Source organism: Mitsuaria sp. TWR114 (genome assembly GCF_007997345.1).
Genome location: NZ_VOSR01000401.1, coordinates 1 through 619, shown reverse-complemented (window position 1 = coordinate 619; position 619 = coordinate 1). Strand labels below are relative to the sequence as shown.

1 pseudogene is annotated in these 619 nt (G+C 73.7%); it reads right to left on the bottom strand.

The window, feature by feature from the left end:
- Positions 1-619 (bottom strand): annotated as a pseudogene (locus FUT87_RS28870) (cache domain-containing protein); the annotation flags it as partial.

Here is a 619-nt window from a genome sequence, read left to right as displayed (position 1 = left end):
GCTGGCGGCGAGCACCACGCCCTGCGGCGAGACCAGCAGCGCGCCGGCATAGCTGCGGGTGTCGAGGAAGCGGTCGAGCGTGTCGGCGTACTGGCGGGCGGCGATCACGCCGATGATCTCGCCGCTCTGGCCGGGCTGGCGATAGACCGGCGCGGCCAGCCAGAAGGCGCGCTGGCCGGTGGTGATGCTGATGCCGGCGAAGACGTTGGGCTGGCCGCGCATCGCCTGGCGGTAGTACTGGCGGAAGGCCACGTCCAGGCCGATCGGGGACACGCCCTCGTCGTCCCAGGCCGCGATGATGCGGCCCTGCGTGTTGACGACGTAGGCCAGCTGCGCGCCGACGCTGGTGCCGATGACCTCCAGCGTCTCGAAGGCCGGGCGGGTGCGGCGGGCGGCGTCGGTGTCGGTGAGCGCGGCGGCGTTCTTGAGGTCGGGATTGAGCTGGCCGGCCAGCACGACCGCGCCCATGCCCTTGCCGGTCAGGGTCAGGCCCTGCAGGGCGAGCGCCTCGCGCTGGGCGGCATTGGCCAGGGCGTGCCGGAAGTCGTGTTCCAGCGAGCGCCGGTGCGTCTCGCTCGCGGCGATGCCGAGCGCGAGCGCCACGACGGCCGCCAGCAGC